The sequence below is a fragment of the Stenotrophomonas sp. G106K1 genome, from assembly GCF_037969685.1.
In the GTDB taxonomy this organism is placed as follows: Bacteria; Pseudomonadota; Gammaproteobacteria; order Xanthomonadales; family Xanthomonadaceae; genus Stenotrophomonas; species Stenotrophomonas lactitubi.
Genome location: NZ_JBBPFR010000006.1, coordinates 99,271 through 113,843 on the forward strand (window position 1 = coordinate 99,271; position 14,573 = coordinate 113,843).

The following is a 14,573-nucleotide window of genomic DNA, read 5'->3' on the forward strand; positions in this document are numbered from 1 at the left end:
CTCAGTTCGGGTCAGCGGTTGCTTGGTCTCCCCACAGCCCGCGAGCAAGAGCAGCGCACACAGGAGTGGTGCGAAGCACGTTGCAGTCTTCATCGGAATCCACCTTCTTGGTCAGGGCCTGCTGGCGCTGTGCCGCCAGGCGTTCGAGTTGAGCGATGCGATCTGCACGGGCATCCAGTTCGGCGATTGCTGCGCGCTGCTGGGCCAGCTTCGTATCTGCCTCCCGTTTGAGGGCGGCTCGCAATGTGGCAACGGCATCGGCGTTGCCGGCGGCGACGTTGCGCGCGGTGTCGCGCTCCGCACTCAGTGCGATGACCTGATCGGATAGAGCGTCGACCCGATCGGCCTGGTTGCCTGCGCCCCAGCGGTGGCCGAGCCAGAGTCCCAAGAAGAAGGCGACAAACACCACGGCCAGGGCAAACCGCACCACGACTGGCCCCGTGGCAGCACCCACGATGTGCTTGGTGGTCAGGTGTGGATTCACGCACTCACCGCCTTGCGGGCACGGCGCAGGCGCCACCAGGTGAAGATGCTGGCGCCTGCCAGTGCCATCACCCCGATGGCGATGGCCAGACGTAGCCAGCTGGGCATGCCGGTCGTGGCCTGCGCGACAGCATTGACCTGCTGGATCGCTGGCAGCACGCCCTGGATCACCGGTTGCAGTTGCTGTGCGGCTTCCACGGCAGCCATCGTGCCGCCCGCTGCGGCGGCGGTGGCTGCCGCCGTGGTGACCGACGCAGGCACGGCAACCAGCGGTTTCGCGCCGGGGTTGACGACGCCGGCCAGGCGCAGGCCCTCCTCGATCACGTCCGAGCTGTAAGGCTGCTGGCCGTTCTCGTGGCGAATGATGGCCTCGACCAACGGGCGCATGCGGCGGAATTCATGGGTGCTGATGAACTGGGTCGAAGCTACGCCGACAGCGTCAGCCACTGCACCAACGTAGGCATCGGTGTTGTTCTCGCTCGGCGGTGCCCAGCGATCAATCAGCTGCCGCACGTTGCTGCAGCCGTGCTTGTCCTGGTAGTTGATCAGCAGCAGTGCCATCGCGCGGATACCCCAGGCCGGCGCCGAGAACACTTCGAAGCGCGTTTCGCCGCGCTGCTCCTTGGTCATCCGCTCGCGGGGCATGCGCCCCTGCCACTTGTTGGCGGAGTTGCGTTCGATGTTGCCCGGATTGTTGTTGCGGATGCCGCGCGTGGTCTTGGTCGTCATGGCCTGCTCCTGGAATAGAAGGGCCGACGGGACACGACGAGGAGCGCCCGTCGACCAAGCGCGCCCCGAACGCGCCGAATCGATGGGATGCAGTCTCTATTTCGACAGTGCGCAGGTCATTTGCACGCGTTCCAAGCCTTCCTCGCGCGCGCGCGAGATAGTGGGCTGGAAACGAAGAAGGCCACCCGGAGGTGGCCTTCAGTCAGTTCGCCGCGTGTAGCGCCGCAGGCTGTTCCATCAGTCGCTTCCGCGCGTCTGGATCAAGGTCGATGCCGCGCAGTTGCAGGATGCGCTGGAAGGTTCCATCCGTGTTGAACACCAGCATCACATGCTTGAACTGGGTGTCGGATCGCCCGGTCCAAACGCTGGATTTCGACTGGACGTGCTGCCAGAGGTACGCAATTGCCCCGCTCTTACCCACGGTCGAACTCTGCGGTTCGACTCCGAGCAGCGCTACCGCTTCGGCGAGCGTGGTCTTGCCGACTTCCAGCTGAGCGATGTTGGCCGCGTTGAACTCTTGACCAACGGTTGCCTTTGCTCCGGTCAGCAGCACCAGGGCGAGGAAAGCGAGATAGAGCTTCTTCATGGCGACTTTCTCCTTGTCGTCTTGCGAGGTGTTTTGGCGTGGTCGGCTTCAACTGGAGTCGAGCGGACGTCGTGAACGAATCCATCGATGGTGGTCTGCAAGAGATCCGACTGCCCTAGCGCCGCGCCGACCAGGATGTCGCGAACCAGCGCCTGGTAGGTCTCCGGCAGGTCCAGCGTCGACGCCTTCTGTGACGCGTCCGAGAGCAGCTTCATCCGGCGGCCCAGCTCGACCTCTGCAGGTTGCGCGAATACAGGCCCGTTGCCGGTGGCAAGGAACTCAGCGCGAACGTGTAGTTTTTCCACCAGGGCGCGCATTTCTTCGGACGACAGCTTCTTGACCCGGCCCGAGGTCAGGTTTTTTACGCGATCGATAGACACGCCAAGCCTTTCAGCCAGGTCGACCTGCCTGAATCCCCCGTCGTCCATGATCTGGCGGATGAGTGAAGAAACCACACGAACCCCTTGCAAGGTGTACTTTTTACACTTAGGATTGTTCCGGAGTCGTCAACGGCCCTTTTACACCCCGGCAATAAGAACCGAAGGATAACCCAATGCGTTCCACTGACCCCGGCCTTGATCTTCACAAGCGCGTACGTGCCGGCTTCCTTCTCCAGGGCACAACCCTGACCGAGTGGTGCCGTGAAAACGGCACGCATGTATCCAATGCCCGTGGCGCCCTGGTCGGCACTTGGGACGGCCCGAAGGGCCGCGCGATGCGGAGCCGAATCGTCAAGGCGGCGCGTATCGAGCGGGTGCAGGCATGAGTGCGCCCGCCCAGCAGCCCGTCCGCCGAGCGCTCCGCCTGATCTTTGCCCTGCAGGGGCACACGCTCGACGGCCTGCGGCTCAAGCAGCTGGCCGACTCGATCAAGGCAACGCCGTCAACGGTGCTGCGCGACCTGGAAGTGCTTGCCGACGAAGGCATCGTCGAGCGCATCGCCGGCCGCGATGAGTACTGGCGCCTTTCCCCCCGACTGATCCAGCTGGCTCGCGCTCACGAACAGGAGATGGCGCGCGTGCGCCAGCGCCTGGAAGAGACCGAGCAGCGCTACTCCCGCAACCCCAACTGATCGACGAGGACCGCAATGAGCAACAGCAAAAAAGAGAACGCAGGCCGCAAGGCAGTCGCCCAAGCCGAGCCGGTCGGACCGGAGTTCATTGGCAAGACCGATGCCAACGACGCCGTGCAGATGGAAGAAATGCGCGAGCGCCAGCTGGCCTTGGTCGAACAGTTCGGCGAGGGCCTCGCGTGGCACCCCGATCACTACGAGGCCGCTATCCGCCGCGAGCTGCATCGGGGTTGTGAAGCGTTCCTGCGAGCCGGCAGCTACCTGCTTGTAGCCCGCGAGTGCAGTGTCCACGGGGAATGGAGCGGCATGCTCCAGCGTCTCCGGATGGAGCCGCGCCAGGCACAACGAATGATGGAGGCTGCCCGGCGCGTGGCAACCCTGTCGAATGCGTCGACGTCGACGCAATTGGTCTCTGCGGTCAACAGCGAAAGCAAGTTCATCGAACTGCTTTCGCTGCCCGAAGACCAATTCAAGGAGCTTGCCGAAACCGGGGAGACCGGCGAACTGCAACTCGATGACGTGGGCAATATGTCCGTGCGCGAATTGCGCGAGGCGGTCCGCAATGCACGCGCTGATATCGAGGCAAAGGATCAGCGAATCAGCAAGTTGTCGGATGACCTGAACAAGGAGCATGAGAAGACGACGAAGGCTCAGCGCCGCTGGAAAACTGCGGACGCTGACCAGCAGTTGATCATCCTCAAACAGGCCGTCACCGAAGCGGAGCAGGCTGTTCTCGCCGCCCTTGGCAATGGTAAGGCCGGCTTGACGGCCGCCTTCCGCACGCTCGCCAGCCACGCCGCCGAGACCGACCAGGACACGGACGCTGCCGTCTTCCTCAGCGACACCATCGGCCGCTTGCTCAACGCGGTCCGTACTGTCCGCGACGACGACGAGCTGCCGCTTTCCCTGCCGCTGGTGCATGACGGCTCGGAGGCCTGAGCATGTCTGCCGAAGCCCTCATCCAAGCGGCGGCCGGCAAAATGCTGGCGGCGCCGCACGGTAGCAAGAGCCGCATAGCGGCCGAGCTGGCCGAGCAGATGGGTTGCTCGGTCCAGACCGCCTACCGTCGCCTGCAGCAGGTGACTGGCGGCATCAAGCCCCGCAAGCGGCGATCGGACGCCGGCGAGCTTGCGCTCACGCGCGACGAGGCGGCTGCCATCGCCGCCCTGGTCGAAGAAACCCGACGCCTCACCGGCACTGGCACGCTGCCGGTCGAGGATGCAGTCCAAATCCTGCGCGCGAATGACCGCATCGAGGCGCTGCGCGTCGACAAAGCAACCGGGGAACTGGTCCCGTTGAGTGTGTCCTCGATCTGCCGTGCCATCCGTGCCTACGGCTTCCATCGTGACCAGCTGGCGGCACCGACGCCAGCTGCGCGGCTGTCATCGCCGCACCCCAATCACCTCTGGCAGATCGACGCCTCGGTGAGCCGCCAGTTCTATCTGGCAGCCGATGGCACCGAAGTGATGGACAAGCGGCGCTTCTATCGTGGCAAGCCGGAGAACTTCACCAAGATCGCAGAGAACCGCCTGTGGCGTTACGCCGTCACCGACCACGCGAGCGGGGCGATCGAGGTGTTCTATGTGCTTGGCGCCGAGAGCAGCGCCAACCTGCTTTCGGCACTGATCCACGCCATGACCCGGCGCGAAATGGGCACGATGCACGGCATCCCGAAGCTGCTGATGATGGATCCCGGCAGCGCAATGGTCGCGGCCACGACGCGCAGCTTCCTGTCTGCCTGCGGTATCGAAGTGATCATTAACGAGGTCGGTAATGCCCGCGCAAAGGGGCAGGTCGAAAACGCGAACTACCTGATCGAAACCCACTTCGAAGCCATGCTCAAGACCAGGGCGCCGGTCACCAGCCTGGAGGAAATGAACACCCTGGCCCAGCAGTGGGCACGGGCGTACAACGCCACCCGCATCCACACTCGCACCGGCATGACCAGGCGCGATGGTTGGCTACGTATTACCCCAGACCAGTTGCGCATCGCGCCGGAAGTGCAGGTGCTGCGCCAGCTGGCCACCAGCTCCCCGAAGGCGTGCACGGTGCGCGATTGCATCATCCGCTTCCGGGGCAAGCAGTACGACGTGCGCGGCATCCCTGGCCTTATCAATGGTCAGCGCGTGGACGTGGTGGCCAACGCGTTGGAACCGGATAGCAGCGTGCGCGTGCTGATGCCGGGCGAGCAGGACAGCGCGCCGGTGCACTTCGTCGCGCCGCGCCTGCACCACGACGACTGGGGCTTCCTTGATACCGCAGCCCAGGTTGGCGCGGAGTATCGCGCCGCACCCGAGACGCCGGCCGACGCAGCGCGCAAGGAACTGGATCGCCTGGCGATGGGGGTCAAGACCGATGCCGAAGCTGTGGTTGCGCGAAAGGCTCGCCGTGTGGCGTTCGGCGGCAAGGTCGACCCGATGAAGCACATCCGGGAGGCCAACGTCGCCCCAAGCCTGCCGCGCTCGGGAACGTTGGCCGAGGTCGACGCGCCGCAGGTGCTGGCGGCTCAGCGCATCGAGCCGGAGGTGGTACGGGCCGAGCTGCCTCCGCTGAACCACGTGGAGGCAGCCATGCGCCTTAAGCCCCTGGTCGAGCGCTCCGGCAACACCTGGACCCCGGAAATGTACGCGCGCACCAGCCAGCGCTGGCCCGAAGGCCTGCCAGTGCATGAAGTCGAGGCCTGGGCGATCGCCCTGGTCGAGCCCGAACGCGGTGGCCTGCGCGTCATCAACGGAGGTGCTGCATGACGCTGCGCCTGAAATCGATCCTGGCCAACGCCGGCATCAAGCAGGGAACGCTCGCCACGGCGGTTTCTCTGAGCCGGCCGGCCCTGAACGCTCTCATCAATCACGGCGTGTTGCCGACCGGCTGCGACCAGCCCCGAGTCCGCTCAGCCATTTCCGTGTTTCTGCTGGAAAGCGGCGCCCCGGCCGTCGACTGGCACCTGGAAGAGGAGCCGGCGTGCGCTAACACGCCGGCTCCGGTTTCCCCACCGCAAGACCCCGATACCGCTACCGAAATCAACGACGAGGAGATTCAGATGCTACTCCGTAAGCAGACCCTGACGCCGCAGGCACGCCGCCATTTTGGCCTGACGGCCGATCCTTTCGCCGACCCGGCCAGTGCAGACGAGGTGTTCCTCAGCGCCGATATTCGCTACGTGCGGGAGAGCATGTACCAGGTCGCGCGCCACGGCGGGTTCATGGCCGTCATCGGTGAATCCGGTGCCGGCAAGTCCACGCTACGCGAGGAGCTGCTCGACCGTATCCGTAGGGAAGAGCAGGCAATCATCGCCGTCGAGCCCTATGTGCAGGCGATGGAAGGCACCGAGAAGAACGGCAAAACCCTGCGGAGCCTGCACATTGCCGAGGCCGTAATGTCGGCCGTGGCGCCGCTGGCCAAGACGATGAGCAGCCCGCAGGCTCGCTTTGCGCAGCTGCACGCGGCACTGCGTGACAGCGCCCGCGCCGGCCACAGCCACGTGCTCATCATCGAAGAGGCCCACTGCCTTCCGCTGGCCACGCTCAAGCACCTCAAGCGCTTCCGCGAATTGAAGGACGGCCTTCGCCCGCTGCTGTCGGTGATCCTGATCGGCCAGCCCGAACTGCAGGTCAAGCTGTCCGAACACAATCCCGAGGTGCGGGAGGTCGTGCAGCGCATCGAAATTGTGAACCTGCCGGCCTTGGATACGGAACTGGAGAGCTACCTCACCCACCGGTTCAAGCGCAACCAGCTGCCGCTTGAGCGTGTCCTGGACACGTCGGCAATTGAGGCGCTGCGCGCCAAGCTGACGCCGACGCGTGGCGCTGCGTCGTTGCTGTATCCGCTGGCTATCCAGAACACCCTCGCGGCGGCGATGAACCGGGCGGCCAACCTGGGCGTGCCGACCGTCACCGCCGACGTGGTCAGGGGAGTCTGATCATGGCGATCGCACCCACCATCGAAGGCCAGCAGTACCTGCGCGACTTCGCGGTCCAGCTGCTGCGCGACGCCGAGCTTCCGCATCGGCAGGTGACGGTCCTGCACCGCGACATTCTTCGCCGCGCAGGCATCGCATGGCAGGACGGCCAGAGCATGGCCTCGCTTCTGTCCGCCCTGTCCCAGCAGCAGCTGCGCTCCCTCATCGATCAGCTTCGCGACGACGACCAGGACGAGGAGGAGTGATGGCTGCCCCATCCAGAAAGCGCTGCGCTGGCCAGGCCCGCAACCGCAAGGCCCATAGCGCCAACCCTAAGCACCGTCGCAAGGTCGGAACCATCGCGTGCGTTCAGACGGACGGCGCCGCGAGGTCGGCCGGAAAGGTGATGGATCCGGCCACCGGCGCCGAGTACTCGGTCGATATCGGTATCGACGGCGGCGTGCAGATCACATCCGGCGCCACCGGCCGCCGATGGACGGCAGCATGGGACGAGCTGATCGACCTGGCGATCGCCGCTGGCATTGATCGGGGGGCTGACTGACATGCAACTGGCCCTGCTACCGCAAGAGCTGTCCCCCGAGGCGGTACTGGCGGAGCTGCAGGGCCGCCGTGGCGCTGCCAATGGCGTCACTGCCCGCGACCTGGTGCATGCAGTCACCCAGCGATTCAGCACCGCCGACGAGCGGCGCCTGCGCCAGATCATCGAAAAACTGCGCCGCGATGGGCATCCCATCTGCGCCCACCCCGCCAACGGCTACCACCTGGCCGCGAGCGCAGACGAACTGGACCGGTGCTGCGAATACCTGACCGGTCGCGCCATGACTTCCCTGCAGCAGGTGTGCGCCATGAAGCGCGTCGCCCTGCCGGATCTGTACGGACAACTCGGGCTGAGCAAGCCCATTACCGACGAGGACACCAACGATGAACGTTGATCGTAGCTCTGACATGCTCTTCGCTGCCGCCAACACTGCGCGCGAACTCGAAAACGCCGGCATCGACGTGCTGGCCCATTACAGCAACGGGCGCCGCCCGGTGCTGATCATCACCCAGCCGCCGGCCGACATTGAAGGCCACCTCAAGCGCTGGGGCCCCAATGGCAGCGGCGGCCGCGATCGCGTGCTGGCAGCGGAGTACCAGGGCCTGCAGCTGGAATGGACCGAGCGTGCTCCGGTGGTTGTGACCATCCGCTCCCGCCGCGACACCTTCGAAAGCCGCGAGGTGATGCTGTGACCGTGCCGAGCGTCCGCCTGCAGGCGGCCTTCGCTGCCGTGCTTGGCACCAGCACCTTGGAGTCGCGCGATCTGATCGATGGCGTCATGGATTACGGCTTTGAGTATCGCGGTTATGTGCAGCACGGCCTGACCAACGCACTCAACTGCGGCATGGTGGAGCGCGTCGGCGGTCGCTTCTCCCGCCGGTACCGCCTGAATCAGGATTGGAAGATCGACCCGAAGCGACTGGACGCCGCCCTGGCGCAGTATGCGAAGCACGCAGGCACCGCGCCGAAGCGCTGCGGCGCCGAACCCCGCGCGGCGGTCGCGCCGTTGAACATCGGTCCGGCGATCAACCCTGCGCCGTTGGTGCCGTCGATCGGCACCCCGTGCATGTCCCAGGAAGAGCGCGAGGGCGAGCTGCCGCCCTACCTGGGCGGGCGCATCGTGGATTCCCTGCATTCGCACTTCGACCAGATCCTCGGCGGGGTGGAGTAATGGCTCGCACCGGCCGCCAGCGGTTCGACCACCTGCGGGCGATGCGCTTCGCGCTATGGGCCAGGACGCAGGACCAACGCTCCCTCACGCCTCTCCGCATCGCATGCCTGCTCGGCATCTCCCCCGACGCCGCTCGCCGGTGGCGAGCTGACTGGTTCACAGCCGTCAGCCCCGTCCACGTCGAAGGCGTACCCGAGCAGCTGCGACCCATCTACCTGCATACCGAATCCGCCGTCCAAGGAGGCACCCAATGACCAGTAGCACCATTCCCGAAGGCTATCGCGAGGATCGCAAGGGTCGCCTGGTACAGGAGAACCAGATCGCGGCGATCGACCTCGCACGCGATCAGTTGGTCGCCGATCTGAGCGATAACGCGAAAAAGCTGCAGCAGCTGCTGATCGAGTTCAGAGCCAGCGCCTTCGGCGATATCGCGGCCTTCGTCCAGCTCAGTGCCGAGCAGTACGGCGCCCGCATCGGCGGCGACAAGGGCAACGTCACCCTGATGAGCTACGACGGGCGCTTCAAGATCGTCCGCGCGGTGCAGGATTCCATTCAGTTCGACGAGCGCCTGCAGGCCGCCAAGGCCTTGATCGATGAGTGCCTCATTGATTGGACCGAGGGCTCGCGCGCGGAGCTGCGGACCTTGGTGAACAACGCCTTCCGCGTCGACAACGACGGCAGCATCAAGACCGGCGAGGTGCTGTCGCTGCGCCGGTTGAAGTTCGACGACCCACGTTGGACGCAGGCGATGGCCGCAATCAGCGATGCGGTGACCGTGGTCGGCAGCAAGACCTACGTGCGCTTCTACGAACGTGATGCGCATGGGCAGTACCAGCCCATCAGCCTGGATATCGCGGCGGTGAAGCATGTCTAAGCATGCCCTCCACGACGCCTGCTACCTGGCGGTGCTGGCCAGCGACATCGCCGACGCCGCCGTGCGTTCCGAGGTCGAGCTGTTCGCATACGAGCAGCGCGACGAGAACGGCTATCCGATGTTCGACACGCGCCAGGGCGCCAACTCCCCGGCGGATCTGCAGCGCGTCAACAACGCGATCGCCTACATCGAGCGTCGCGGCATCGCCGCCTTCCCCTGGGACATGAAACGGCGGATCGACGCGCCGACCCTGGTCCAGTTCTTCGACAAGGAGGATCCCAATGAACGGTGAGCAGCGTCTTTCAACCTGCTGCCCGAGCTGCAGCGTCCCCGCACTGTTTGCGAGCTTGGCCACGGTCGCCAATGACCCTCAGCAGCTTCTGCTCTATGTGGTGTGCCAGGAGTCGCACGGCGGCTGCGGCATCGAGTACTCGTTCATGGAGCGCCTGCTGGCGCCGAAGGCGGCGACGTGATCGCTTACTGCTGGGCTACCGGCCTGATCGAGTTTGGCGAGCAACTGCCGGAACACGCAATCCTCATCGCCAGCGGCGAAGCCGCGCAGCTGCGCAAGGTCATCAGCGCCCGCGCCCGCCACGGTCAGGGCGAGAGCCAGGGCTGCCTGCTGGTGCCCGGCGTCCCCGAAGCGGCCGACCAGGCCGCGAAGGGTGATGCCCTGGGTCACTGGCTCGCCTGGTGCGCCCAAGCACCGAATGGCCTGCGCTGGGGTGCGATGGCCGCAGCGCAGGCACGTCGCGAGCCGCTGACCAGGAAGGCCCAGGTCATCGAAGTAGTTCAGGCAGGCGGTCGGATCGTCGCCGGCGACCGTCCCGGTATCCGTCGACTGCTCGATTCGCTGGGCGAGGAGGTTCCCGCCTGGCAGACCGCCCTTACTGTCGCCCAAGCACAACTTTTGAAGGAAAAGAACTGATGTCTGCACAAACCACCCGCTGCAGTGGAACCCGGCGCTACAAGGTTGAGCACGCGTGGCTCGACGTAGAGGTAACTCTTGATGTCGATCACCGACTGCTGACGCCGGAGTTGGCGAAGGACATCAACGAGTACTGGACCGATGCAGAACAACGTCTGGAGGCCGCAGATGGGGACGTCGTTGTCGCTGTCATCAAGATGGCCGGCGCTGCCTTCCTGGGGATGGTCCTGGATGTTCGTGCGGACCTGACCGAGTACGGCATGCAGAAGGAGTTCGACAAGATGGAAGCCTGGGACAGCGAAGTCTGCGGGATCCGCCTGGTTGACTTCGATGGCCGGCCCGACCTGGAATCCGAGGAGCTGCGCGTCACGGAGCTGGAGGTCTGATGTTCATCAGAAACGTCACGATGTTCCAGTTCTCGCCGGTGATCGATTGGTCGCAGGTGGAGAAGCTGCTGCCACTGTCCCAGCAGCAGCCGGTGGGCGCGCTGGAGCTGTCGTCGCGCGGGTTCATTTCTCCGTATGGGCGCGAGAGCGGTGCGGCGTTGTCGCACCGCTCCGGCGCGTTCCTGTGGCTGGCGATCGGCACGGAGACGAAGATCATCCCGGCCGCCAGCGTCGATGAAATGCTGAACACCAGGCTGCAGGCGTTGGAAGCGCAGGGGCGCCGGGCCGGTGGCCGCGAACGGCGCCGCATGAAAGACGACCTGCTGCACGAACTGCTGCCCCGCGCCCTGGTCAAGTCGGCCCGCGTCGACATGTTCGTGGATACCCAGCGCGGCATCGCGTTCGTGGACACCAGCGGCAGCACCGCCGCGACTGACGCAGTTTCGGAAGTCAGGAGCCTGCTCGGCAGCTTCCCGGCGAGCAGGCTGCGCCCGGCGGTCGCCCCTCGCTCTGTGATGACTGGCTGGGTCGCTGGCGAACAACTGCCTGCCGGCCTGACCTTGGGCGAGGAATGTGAGCTGCGCGACCCGGTTGAAGGCGGTGCCACGATCCGCTGCCAGCACCAGGAACTGCGCTGCGACGAGGTGGAAAAGCATCTTGAGGCGGGTAAGCAGGTCTACAGGCTGGCCTTGGTAATGGAGGACTGCCTTTCCTTCGTGATCAGCGACGACCTGGTCATCCGCAAGCTCAAGTTCCTTGACGGCGCCTTTGATGTGCTGACCGACTTGGCCGAGGACGAGCAACGGCAGGAGTTGGACGCTCGCTTCGTCCTGCAGACCGGGCAGCTCAGCAGGCTGTTCGACGTGCTGCAGCGTACGTTCCAACTGGAAGAGGAGGCCTGAGCAATGGCCCGCAGCCGCCCGCCAACCGACCGTCGCAAGCGCACCTTGGCGGCCATCCATGCCGCCGCCAAGGCGCTCGGCTTGGCCGAGGACGTCTACCGCGACCTGGTGCAGCGCGTGTCCGGCCAGCACGGCCAGCCGCAGCGAAGTGCTGGCAGCTGTGATCAGCGCCAGCTGGACGCGGTCGCCAACGAACTGCGCCGCCTCGGTGGCATGCCGGAACGTGCGGCCCGCACAGCAGAGCGCTGGGCCGGACGCCCGAAGGGCGATCTGGCACCCCAACTCGCCAAGGTCGAGGCATTGCTTGCCGATGCCGGCCGGCCTTGGGCCTATGCCCACAGTCTGGCGCTGCGCATGTGCAAGGTGACCCGTATTGAGTGGTGCAACAAGGACCAGCTGCAGAAGGTAATTGCCGCTCTCCAGTACGATGCCAATCGTCGCGCACAAGCTGTACCGAAGGATGTGCCATGAGCAGGAACTTGATGGAAGCGCGCCGCAGTGAGCTTCTGGCCGACGCCGCCGCCCAGGCGGCGGACGTGGCCAAGGAGCTGGGGCTCGATCAGGACCGCGCCGACCAGGTAGGGGCGGCGGTCGCTGACCGGCTGGCCGAGAACTGGTCCGGTCAGGTGCTGTCCTTCCCGAAGAACCACGCCTTCAAGCTGAGCCAGCGAGAGCGTGAGATACTGGCCGCCCACCGCGACGGGGCCTCCTACGCGGATCTGGCCAGGAAGTACGACATGACTGAACGTGGCATCCGTAAGCTGATCCGACGCGCCGAGCTGCGCGATCGCGACCTCCGCCAGATGGGTCTTTTCGCCCCCTGAGCCAATTGCACGACGTGCAATCTCTTTGCGAGGCGGGCTTTCAACTTCCGCCATCTTCCGGGGTCTTCCGGCTAGATATCGCAGCCTCCCCCCTGATATATCTCACCCCTGCACACCAACGGCTGAGCCCCTCGTGGCTGGCGTCAGAAGCAGATTTCGTGGGCTGGCCGGTCGGGTGGACTGCGCAGGGGGCGCCGTAAACCCGTCCATTGGGGCTTGGCCGCGGCAAACATGCCGCGGACACCCCTGCGCAGCCCACTCGACCGGCCACCGACAGGTTACGTGCGTCTCAGCCACGGAATGAAGAAGTAACATCAGAAGCGGATCGCTTCGCTGCGCTTGCTCGGAGCGGAGCATGGCTCCGCTCTACTGCAGATTCGTCCCCGAACATTCATTTCCGGGAACGCTTCATCCACGCATGGCGTGGATCTACCGACAGCTGCGTGGACCTGTCGAAGGCGGGGAGGGGTGAGATTGCGGGGGCGTGAGCTGCATGGATGCGGCGACCGAGCTTACAGGGACGTACTTGCAGCGTCCCCCGCAATCTCACCCCTCCCCGCCAAACCCTCAGACCCGCCGCTGCCGTTGCTCTGGCTTCAAAGGCAGGTGCAGGGCCGCAGGCCCTGCAATGCAGAAAACCTCACTTCCCCCGCAGGCGGCTGTGCTTGAAGCCGTAGAAGAAGTAGATCACGAAGCCGACAAACGTCCACACGCCCATCAACATCCAGTTGTGCAGCGTCATCGCCGACAGCAGCGCCAGGCAGCTCAGCACGCCCAGGCTGCAGATCAACCACGCGCCCCGGATGCGGAACGGACGCGGCAGGTCCGGCTGCGTGCGGCGCAGGATCAGTACACCGGCACAGACCGCGGCGAAGGCGATCAGCGTGCCCATCGATGTCAGTTCACCGAGGATGTCCAGCGGGAACAGCGCCGCCAGCAGGGCGATGCCGATGCCGGTGATGACCGTATTGATATGCGGCGTGCGGTACTTCGGGTGGATCTTGGTGAACACCGGCGGCAACAGGCCGTCGCGTCCCATGATCATGAAGATGCGTGGCTGGCCGATGATCATCACCAGCACCACCGAGGACAGGCCGATCAACGCACCGATCTCCACCACCACCCGCAACCAGCCCAGCTGCGGATGCGCGGCTACGGCAGTCACTACCGGCTCATCGGTGCCCAGCAGCTGGTAGGGCACCAGGCCGGTCATGACCGCAGCCATTGCGATGTACAGCACGGTGCAGATCACCAGCGACAGCATCATGCCGATCGGCATGTCGCGCTGCGGTTTGTGTGATTCCTGCGCCGCCACCGATACCGCTTCGAAGCCGATATAGGCGAAGAACACCATCGCCGCGCCGCGCAGCACGCCTTCCATGCCGTACTTGCCGGGCCCTTCGTTGGCCGGGATGAACGGGGTCCAGTTGCTGGTGTCCACGTATTTCCAGCCGACCACGATCACCAGCACGATCAGGCCGGTCTTGAGGATGACCATGGCCATGTTCATCGCCGACGACTTGCTGATGCCGACGTAGCACAGCCAGGTCAGCAGCAGCACCAGGATCGCGGCGGGGACGTTGGCGATGGCGCCGGTCGGGCGCAGCTGCGCGTCCAACGGGGCACTGACCAGCGCAGCGGGCAGATGGATGTCGAAATGGCTGAGCAGGCTGAGGAAATAGCCGGTCCAGCTGACCGCCACGGCCGAGGCGGAGACGCCGTACTCGAGCACCAGCATCCAGCCGATGAACCAGGCCGAGAGCTCGCCGAAGGTGGCGTAGGTATAGGTATAGGCGCTGCCGGAGACCGGCACCATCGCCGCGAACTCGGCATAGGCCAGGGCGCAGAAGGCGCAGCAGATCGCGGCCAGCACGAACGACAGCATGATGGCCGGGCCGGCGTGGTTGGCGGCGGCCTGGCCGGTGATGACGAAGATGCCGCCGCCGATCACCGCGCCGATGCCCAGGGCGGTCAGGCCCCAGGGGCCGAGGTGGCGACGCAGGCTCAGGCCGTTGGCGTCTTCGTGGGCGGCGTGCGGGTGCTTGGTGGCCCACAGTTGCTTGAACATGTGTGGTGGTCTTGTGCGGTGCGCCCCGTGAACGGGCGCGGGCGGAAATGCTTGCGGATATCGACGGGCCGGCGCAGGGGCCAGCCCGTCGGGA

23 protein-coding genes are annotated in these 14,573 nt (G+C 65.3%); 18 read left to right on the forward strand and 5 right to left on the reverse strand.

Annotated elements, in window-relative coordinates; translation table 11 throughout:
- Position 1: 1 nt before the first annotated feature.
- The 4 genes from WKB25_RS08105 to WKB25_RS08120 all read right to left on the reverse strand — a co-directional run bounded on the left by WKB25_RS08105 (position 2) and on the right by WKB25_RS08120 (position 2,253).
- Positions 2-484, reverse strand: coding sequence for a hypothetical protein (locus WKB25_RS08105; protein ID WP_340569895.1), 483 nt, complete (start codon positions 482-484; stop codon positions 2-4).
- Positions 481-1,212 carry a hypothetical protein gene (locus WKB25_RS08110; RefSeq protein ID WP_340569896.1) on the reverse strand — a complete coding sequence of 244 codons (732 nt, stop codon included), beginning with the start codon at positions 1,210-1,212 and terminating at the stop codon, positions 481-483. The genes WKB25_RS08105 and WKB25_RS08110 overlap by 4 nt, the downstream gene beginning before the upstream one ends.
- A gap of 202 nt (positions 1,213-1,414) precedes the next feature.
- The gene (locus WKB25_RS08115; protein ID WP_340569897.1) at positions 1,415-1,798 is read right to left on the reverse strand and encodes a hypothetical protein; all 384 of its coding nucleotides are present in this window, start codon (positions 1,796-1,798) and stop codon (positions 1,415-1,417) included.
- On the reverse strand, positions 1,795-2,253 hold the full coding sequence (locus tag WKB25_RS08120; protein WP_340569898.1) for a helix-turn-helix transcriptional regulator: 459 nt from the start codon (positions 2,251-2,253) through the stop codon (positions 1,795-1,797). Before WKB25_RS08120 ends, WKB25_RS08115 begins: the two co-directional genes overlap by 4 nt.
- A 98-nt stretch (positions 2,254-2,351) precedes the next feature.
- On the opposite strand from WKB25_RS08120, the gene WKB25_RS08125 reads away from it, so the two are divergent.
- From WKB25_RS08125 to WKB25_RS08210, 18 genes are all read left to right on the forward strand, one after another.
- Complete coding sequence (locus WKB25_RS08125) at positions 2,352-2,564, forward strand: hypothetical protein (protein WP_340569899.1); 213 nt, start codon at positions 2,352-2,354, stop codon at positions 2,562-2,564.
- Positions 2,561-2,869: a helix-turn-helix domain-containing protein gene (locus tag WKB25_RS08130; protein ID WP_340569900.1), complete on the forward strand. Its 309-nt coding sequence runs from the start codon at positions 2,561-2,563 to the stop codon at positions 2,867-2,869. The genes WKB25_RS08125 and WKB25_RS08130 overlap by 4 nt, the downstream gene beginning before the upstream one ends.
- A gap of 15 nt (positions 2,870-2,884) precedes the next feature.
- Positions 2,885-3,808, forward strand: a complete 924-nt coding sequence (locus WKB25_RS08135) for a hypothetical protein (protein ID WP_340569901.1) — start codon at positions 2,885-2,887, stop codon at positions 3,806-3,808.
- A 2-nt stretch (positions 3,809-3,810) separates the two neighbouring features.
- Entirely contained in the window at positions 3,811-5,616 is a 1,806-nt protein-coding gene (locus tag WKB25_RS08140) for a hypothetical protein (RefSeq protein WP_340569902.1), read from the forward strand.
- On the forward strand, positions 5,613-6,788 hold the full coding sequence (locus WKB25_RS08145) for an AAA family ATPase (protein ID WP_340569903.1): 1,176 nt from the start codon (positions 5,613-5,615) through the stop codon (positions 6,786-6,788). Before WKB25_RS08140 ends, WKB25_RS08145 begins: the two co-directional genes overlap by 4 nt.
- 2 nt (positions 6,789-6,790) lie before the next feature.
- Positions 6,791-7,033, forward strand: a complete 243-nt coding sequence (locus tag WKB25_RS08150; RefSeq protein WP_340569904.1) for a hypothetical protein — start codon at positions 6,791-6,793, stop codon at positions 7,031-7,033.
- Complete coding sequence (locus WKB25_RS08155; RefSeq protein ID WP_340569905.1) at positions 7,033-7,329, forward strand: hypothetical protein; 297 nt, start codon at positions 7,033-7,035, stop codon at positions 7,327-7,329. The genes WKB25_RS08150 and WKB25_RS08155 overlap by 1 nt, the downstream gene beginning before the upstream one ends.
- Position 7,330: 1 nt before the next feature.
- A complete protein-coding gene (locus tag WKB25_RS08160; RefSeq protein ID WP_340569906.1) occupies positions 7,331-7,720 on the forward strand; it encodes a hypothetical protein in 390 nt (129 codons plus the stop codon).
- Entirely contained in the window at positions 7,710-8,018 is a 309-nt protein-coding gene (locus WKB25_RS08165) for a hypothetical protein (RefSeq protein WP_340569907.1), read from the forward strand. The genes WKB25_RS08160 and WKB25_RS08165 overlap by 11 nt, the downstream gene beginning before the upstream one ends.
- A complete protein-coding gene (locus WKB25_RS08170; protein ID WP_340569908.1) occupies positions 8,015-8,497 on the forward strand; it encodes a hypothetical protein in 483 nt (160 codons plus the stop codon). Before WKB25_RS08165 ends, WKB25_RS08170 begins: the two co-directional genes overlap by 4 nt.
- A 250-nt stretch (positions 8,498-8,747) precedes the next feature.
- Positions 8,748-9,371 carry a DUF3164 family protein gene (locus WKB25_RS08175; protein ID WP_340569909.1) on the forward strand — a complete coding sequence of 208 codons (624 nt, stop codon included), beginning with the start codon at positions 8,748-8,750 and terminating at the stop codon, positions 9,369-9,371.
- Entirely contained in the window at positions 9,364-9,663 is a 300-nt protein-coding gene (locus tag WKB25_RS08180; RefSeq protein WP_340569910.1) for a hypothetical protein, read from the forward strand. Before WKB25_RS08175 ends, WKB25_RS08180 begins: the two co-directional genes overlap by 8 nt.
- Positions 9,653-9,844 (forward strand): hypothetical protein, encoded by a 192-nt coding sequence (locus WKB25_RS08185; protein WP_340569911.1) that lies wholly within the window; start codon positions 9,653-9,655, stop codon positions 9,842-9,844. Before WKB25_RS08180 ends, WKB25_RS08185 begins: the two co-directional genes overlap by 11 nt.
- Positions 9,841-10,299, forward strand: a complete 459-nt coding sequence (locus WKB25_RS08190) for a hypothetical protein (RefSeq protein ID WP_340569912.1) — start codon at positions 9,841-9,843, stop codon at positions 10,297-10,299. The genes WKB25_RS08185 and WKB25_RS08190 overlap by 4 nt, the downstream gene beginning before the upstream one ends.
- On the forward strand, positions 10,299-10,685 hold the full coding sequence (locus WKB25_RS08195) for a DUF2528 family protein (RefSeq protein WP_340569913.1): 387 nt from the start codon (positions 10,299-10,301) through the stop codon (positions 10,683-10,685). Before WKB25_RS08190 ends, WKB25_RS08195 begins: the two co-directional genes overlap by 1 nt.
- Entirely contained in the window at positions 10,685-11,587 is a 903-nt protein-coding gene (locus WKB25_RS08200) for a recombination-associated protein RdgC (RefSeq protein WP_340569914.1), read from the forward strand. The genes WKB25_RS08195 and WKB25_RS08200 overlap by 1 nt, the downstream gene beginning before the upstream one ends.
- 3 nt (positions 11,588-11,590) lie before the next feature.
- Entirely contained in the window at positions 11,591-12,058 is a 468-nt protein-coding gene (locus WKB25_RS08205; RefSeq protein WP_340569915.1) for a regulatory protein GemA, read from the forward strand.
- Positions 12,055-12,411 (forward strand): Mor transcription activator family protein, encoded by a 357-nt coding sequence (locus tag WKB25_RS08210; protein WP_340569916.1) that lies wholly within the window; start codon positions 12,055-12,057, stop codon positions 12,409-12,411. Before WKB25_RS08205 ends, WKB25_RS08210 begins: the two co-directional genes overlap by 4 nt.
- A 640-nt stretch (positions 12,412-13,051) precedes the next feature.
- Here the strand turns inward: WKB25_RS08210 and WKB25_RS08215 are convergent.
- Entirely contained in the window at positions 13,052-14,479 is a 1,428-nt protein-coding gene (locus WKB25_RS08215; protein WP_340569917.1) for an amino acid permease, read from the reverse strand.
- Positions 14,480-14,573: the final 94 nt, after the last annotated feature.

Coding starts and splice junctions, on each gene's coding strand:
- WKB25_RS08125 (WP_340569899.1), top strand. CDS start 2,352: ATGCGTTCCACTGACCCCGGCCTTGATCTTCACAAGCGCGTACGTGCC.
- WKB25_RS08195 (WP_340569913.1), top strand. CDS start 10,299: ATGTCTGCACAAACCACCCGCTGCAGTGGAACCCGGCGCTACAAGGTT.
- WKB25_RS08155 (WP_340569905.1), top strand. CDS start 7,033: ATGGCTGCCCCATCCAGAAAGCGCTGCGCTGGCCAGGCCCGCAACCGC.
- WKB25_RS08215 (WP_340569917.1), bottom strand. CDS start 14,479: ATGTTCAAGCAACTGTGGGCCACCAAGCACCCGCACGCCGCCCACGAA.
- WKB25_RS08110 (WP_340569896.1), bottom strand. CDS start 1,212: ATGACGACCAAGACCACGCGCGGCATCCGCAACAACAATCCGGGCAAC.
- WKB25_RS08180 (WP_340569910.1), top strand. CDS start 9,364: ATGTCTAAGCATGCCCTCCACGACGCCTGCTACCTGGCGGTGCTGGCC.
- WKB25_RS08210 (WP_340569916.1), top strand. CDS start 12,055: ATGAGCAGGAACTTGATGGAAGCGCGCCGCAGTGAGCTTCTGGCCGAC.
- WKB25_RS08145 (WP_340569903.1), top strand. CDS start 5,613: ATGACGCTGCGCCTGAAATCGATCCTGGCCAACGCCGGCATCAAGCAG.
- WKB25_RS08160 (WP_340569906.1), top strand. CDS start 7,331: ATGCAACTGGCCCTGCTACCGCAAGAGCTGTCCCCCGAGGCGGTACTG.
- WKB25_RS08135 (WP_340569901.1), top strand. CDS start 2,885: ATGAGCAACAGCAAAAAAGAGAACGCAGGCCGCAAGGCAGTCGCCCAA.
- WKB25_RS08175 (WP_340569909.1), top strand. CDS start 8,748: ATGACCAGTAGCACCATTCCCGAAGGCTATCGCGAGGATCGCAAGGGT.
- WKB25_RS08185 (WP_340569911.1), top strand. CDS start 9,653: ATGAACGGTGAGCAGCGTCTTTCAACCTGCTGCCCGAGCTGCAGCGTC.
- WKB25_RS08115 (WP_340569897.1), bottom strand. CDS start 1,798: ATGAAGAAGCTCTATCTCGCTTTCCTCGCCCTGGTGCTGCTGACCGGA.
- WKB25_RS08205 (WP_340569915.1), top strand. CDS start 11,591: ATGGCCCGCAGCCGCCCGCCAACCGACCGTCGCAAGCGCACCTTGGCG.
- WKB25_RS08200 (WP_340569914.1), top strand. CDS start 10,685: ATGTTCATCAGAAACGTCACGATGTTCCAGTTCTCGCCGGTGATCGAT.
- WKB25_RS08130 (WP_340569900.1), top strand. CDS start 2,561: ATGAGTGCGCCCGCCCAGCAGCCCGTCCGCCGAGCGCTCCGCCTGATC.
- WKB25_RS08165 (WP_340569907.1), top strand. CDS start 7,710: ATGAACGTTGATCGTAGCTCTGACATGCTCTTCGCTGCCGCCAACACT.
- WKB25_RS08140 (WP_340569902.1), top strand. CDS start 3,811: ATGTCTGCCGAAGCCCTCATCCAAGCGGCGGCCGGCAAAATGCTGGCG.
- WKB25_RS08150 (WP_340569904.1), top strand. CDS start 6,791: ATGGCGATCGCACCCACCATCGAAGGCCAGCAGTACCTGCGCGACTTC.